This is a genomic window from Porcipelethomonas ammoniilytica (assembly GCF_025567485.1).
GTDB lineage: Bacteria > Bacillota > Clostridia > Oscillospirales > Ruminococcaceae > Porcipelethomonas > Porcipelethomonas ammoniilytica.
Genome location: NZ_JAOQKH010000046.1, coordinates 1 through 3,490, shown reverse-complemented (window position 1 = coordinate 3,490; position 3,490 = coordinate 1). Strand labels below are relative to the sequence as shown.

Here is a 3,490-nt window from a genome sequence, read left to right as displayed (position 1 = left end):
GACGGTAAGAGTCAGACAGATAAACATCAACAAAAACAAAGCGTCTGCCCCCAAAAAGACAAACGCAAGAGTCAATACCAAATCAAAGCCTAAGACCTATACCGTAAAATCAGGAGACTGCCTTTACAATATTGCCAAAAAGTATTACGGAGACGGCTCTAAATATACTAAAATCTATGAAGCCAATAAAAAAATCATCGGCTCTAATCCTAATCTGATAAAGGTAGGTCAGGTCTTAACAATACCGTAAGGAGGCAAGTTATGTCCGATATCAATTTGATTTTATACCGTGACAGCAAAACCTACGATATTTCAGAACTTGTGGAAAGTATCAAGTGGAAAGGGAGAAAGGGTTCTGCCGCACGGTCTGTAAGCATTTCGCTTCTGGACTGTAAAGGCGCACAAAGCGGAATAGATGTCACAAAAGGTCATCAATTGATTTTCAGTTATAAGGGCAAGGAATTATTTAGGGGTATGATAATGTCACAACAGCAGTCCGAAAGCTTTAAAATGCCAATTACCGCCTATGATAACGGTATTTACCTGTCAAACAATAAAGATACATTCGTGTACGAGAACAAAACCGTACACGATATTTTTATTGATGTATGCAAGCGTTTCGGTATTAAATATTCAGACGTTGCAAAGACATCATACAAAATTCCGGAGCTTACAAAGTCAAAAACAACTGCATGGGACGCAATACTCGACGCCATTTCTCAGGATTTTAAAGCTACGGGAACAAAGTATTATGTGAATTCCTCAAAGGGAGTTTTAAGCCTTATAAAACGTCGTGAAGATATACTTCAATGGGTTCTTGAGACAGGCGGAAACATTATGTCATATACATACAAAAAGAGTATTGAGGATATAAAGACACGTTTAAAAATTCTCTCTGACGAAGATAAGGTTTATGCCGTTAAGAAGAATACCGAGCTTGAAAAGAAAATCGGTATTTTTCAGGATATCGAAAAAAAGGACGATGATCTTTCAGAAGCCAAGCTTCAGGAGCATATAAAGGAAACACTGAAAGAAATCAGTACTCCCGAAATAAGCCTGAGTGTTGAGGCTTTGGGTATACCCGATGTTATATCAGGAGTTGGGGTTTATGTAATAATTGACGAACTGGGAATCAAGCGTACTTTCTATGTCGATGAAGATACTCATACTTTCAAAGGAGGAAGTCATACAATGAATCTTACGCTTAATTCCGTAAACGAATAGGAGGTCTGAATGGATAATCCAACAAGTATTAAAGGATTGATGCAGCAAATGCTGCCAAAGGGAAATGATATTGTAATAGGCAGGGTTATTTCTGAAAATCCTGTCAGAGTACAGGTAATAAATGATGAAAAGCTTACACCGCTCCCAATCGTCCCTCAAAGACTTTCCGATTTGCATACGGGAGAATATGTACATTTACTGGTATTTAATAACGGCAAAAAGTATTATGCGTTGGACAGGGCGGTGATGTAAATGGCGGTAGATATTGAAATTCCCATTGATACTATTGAAGAAGAGACGGAAAAGCCCACACGCACATACCGTCTTGACCTTGATTCGGGAAGAATTATCGGTACTGTTGACGGAATCGAAGCAGTAAATCAGGCGATAAGAAAAGCGATAATAACGGCACGTTACAAGTGCCTTATTTATGATGACGATTACGGCGGAGAGCTGAAGGATATGGTCTATGACGAGGTATCAACTCCCGAACTGATAGAAACAGCCTTGCCTGAGCTTGTCAGGGACGCGCTTTCACAGGATACACGAATACTTGATGTGTATGATTTTGAAATAAGTTTTAAGAATGATGAAGCCTTTATTGTGTTTAAAGCCGATACCGTATTCGGTGAAACTCAGATAAGAGAGGTAATATGATGTTTGAAAGCTATACTTATGAAAATCTTCTTGAAGAGGTTTTAAATAATGCTCCCGACGATATTGACACACGTCCGGGGAGCATTTTTTATGATGCAGTTTCCGGAATCCTTATTAAAATCGCAAAATACTATACTGATCTTGAATTGATATTTTCGCTTTCACAGGTAGAAACCGCTTCGGGAGAATATCTTGATTCCAAAGCGTCTGAGTACGGAATTACACGTCATGGAGCTGAAAAGGCAAGATATACTGCCGCAATTACGGGAACTGTTACAGAAGAAAATGAACGTTTCTTTTACAATGGACTGTATTTTGTACTTAAAACCGATGAATCCGGCTGGTACTTTGAAGCCGAGGAAACAGGAACGGAATACAATAATATTTTCCCCGGAACAGCGGCGGTTCCCGTTGATACTATATCGGGACTTGAAGGAGCAGAATTCGGTACGGTAATTGAATACGGTACAACGCCGGAAGATGACGAAAGTCTGCGCCGCCGTCTGAAAGACAAAATATCCGGTTCGGGAGAAAACGGAAACAAACAGCATTACAAAATATGGTGCGAAAGTATTGACGGCGTAGGCAAGGCAAAAATCTTTCCGCTGTGGAACGGCCCCAATACTGTAAAGGCCGTTCTTATAGATTTAAACGGACTTCCGTGCGGAAAAGATATTGTAAATGAAGTACAGGAGTATGTGGACCCTGACAGTCTGGGACTGGGCGAGGGCTGCGCTCCTATAGGCGCTCATTTTACAGCTGCGGCAGCTGAAAGTGAGTATATAGATATTTCCGTTACGATTGAGGTAAAGCAGGGGTTTAGTTTTGAAGCGGCAAAGGAGTCAATAAAATCAGGGATAGAGAATTATTTTAAAACGCAGGTAATGAACAGTTCTGATGCAGAGGAAATTATGATACGAATTTCTGAAATAGGCGCTGTGATTTCCGATGTTACTGAAATAGCAGATTACAGAAATCTCGTCATTAACGGTTCGGACGAAAATATTGCGGTAAACGCTGAAAGTGTGCCTATTTTGGGGGTGACTGAAATTGAAGCTGTTTGAAAGTCATTACAAAAACAACTATGAGGAGCTAATAACCTATTATCCGGTCTTTTACCGTGAAGTATATGAAATGGTTGAAATTCTCAAGGCTCAGGGCAGACTTGCTGACAATCTGCAAAATAGTATTGAACAGGTATTTTCCAATCGGTTTATAGACAGTGCGGATGAAAGAGTGATCTCTTCTTATGAAAAAATTATGGGGATTATTCCGGATTCTTTAAAACCGATTGAAGAACGCCGCCGACTGGTAAAAGCAAGACTGATCGGTTCGGGCAAAATTTCAGCTTCTGTAATTTCCGATATGATAAAGGCGTATACGGGCGGAGAAGCAAAATGCAGCCTTGAGCCGTTTGATTCGGAGGGAAACAATAAGCTGTACATAAATGCCGAAAGAGGAAACAGTCCGCAGATTTATTTGCAGGAAGTAAAAAATCTTTTGAGTGAAAAGATTCCGGCGCATATTGAATATGAGCTTTCATTCGGTATAGACGCACCGATATATTTAAGCTGTGAAGTTGAATTGTACAATACCGACTTGCCGTTAT

6 protein-coding genes are annotated in these 3,490 nt (G+C 40.0%); all 6 read left to right on the top strand.

The window, feature by feature from the left end; translation table 11 throughout:
• On the top strand, window positions 1-250 hold a 250-nt coding region (locus tag OCV67_RS12850; protein ID WP_147644340.1), incomplete at its 5' end, for a LysM peptidoglycan-binding domain-containing protein.
• A gap of 11 nt (window positions 251-261) precedes the next feature.
• A complete protein-coding gene (locus tag OCV67_RS12845; protein WP_147644339.1) occupies window positions 262-1,224 on the top strand; it encodes an XkdQ/YqbQ family protein in 963 nt (320 codons plus the stop codon).
• Between the two features lie 9 nt (window positions 1,225-1,233).
• Window positions 1,234-1,476, top strand: a complete 243-nt coding sequence (locus tag OCV67_RS12840; RefSeq protein WP_147644338.1) for a hypothetical protein — start codon at window positions 1,234-1,236, stop codon at window positions 1,474-1,476.
• A complete protein-coding gene (locus OCV67_RS12835) occupies window positions 1,477-1,881 on the top strand; it encodes a DUF2634 domain-containing protein (protein WP_147644337.1) in 405 nt (134 codons plus the stop codon). It begins immediately after the preceding gene.
• Window positions 1,878-2,945 carry a baseplate J/gp47 family protein gene (locus OCV67_RS12830; RefSeq protein WP_147644336.1) on the top strand — a complete coding sequence of 356 codons (1,068 nt, stop codon included), beginning with the start codon at window positions 1,878-1,880 and terminating at the stop codon, window positions 2,943-2,945. The genes OCV67_RS12835 and OCV67_RS12830 overlap by 4 nt, the downstream gene beginning before the upstream one ends.
• On the top strand, window positions 2,932-3,490 hold a 559-nt coding region (locus OCV67_RS12825; RefSeq protein ID WP_147644335.1), incomplete at its 3' end, for a putative phage tail protein. The genes OCV67_RS12830 and OCV67_RS12825, both read left to right, overlap by 14 nt.